The 487-nt window shown below is 36.3% G+C and carries 2 pseudogenes; both read right to left on the minus strand.

What is annotated here, in order from left to right:
- Positions 1-307: pseudogene (locus IR141_RS12755) on the minus strand (site-specific integrase); the annotation flags it as partial.
- A gap of 69 nt (positions 308-376) precedes the next feature.
- Positions 377-487: pseudogene (locus IR141_RS12760) on the minus strand (IS1595 family transposase); the annotation flags it as partial.

Below are 487 nucleotides of genomic sequence, written 5' to 3' on the forward strand. Positions count from 1 at the left end.
GTCTTAAACCAGTATTAAGACTAAATATAATCAGATCGGCGAAGTACCTTGGTTTTGCTACCCCTATCAGCCTTTGTGCTTCAGCAGACTTTAACCAGCGAACTCGCCCTTCATTCTCTTTGTATTTTTCTATCAATGGTGCTTTGTCTATCCATTTCCATTTTTTTGCAGCTGCATTCAAAATAGAAATGATAAGAGATAAATAGCGGTTCTTTGTACTGTCTTTGCAATTCAGATTCCCCACCACACTCATCACGAACTCGTTATCAATGTGATGCAAATAAACTCCCCTGAATTGTGTCAGCATTCGTATTTTCGACTTGTCGTCTTCTATACTTCTTTTTGCCGCCTTTTCTTTAAGGGCTGTCCTAGATAACTAGAACAAATCCTGCTTTACTAATTGTTTTAAAATAGAAATTTGAAATTTTATCTCACTGTTGTTAAAACGCCATTCACACTCTTTCAAATACAGTTCAAAATGCTCTTT

It is taken from the genome of Neisseria sp. 19428wB4_WF04 (genome assembly GCF_015235335.1).
GTDB classification, from domain to species: domain Bacteria; phylum Pseudomonadota; class Gammaproteobacteria; order Burkholderiales; family Neisseriaceae; genus Neisseria; species Neisseria musculi.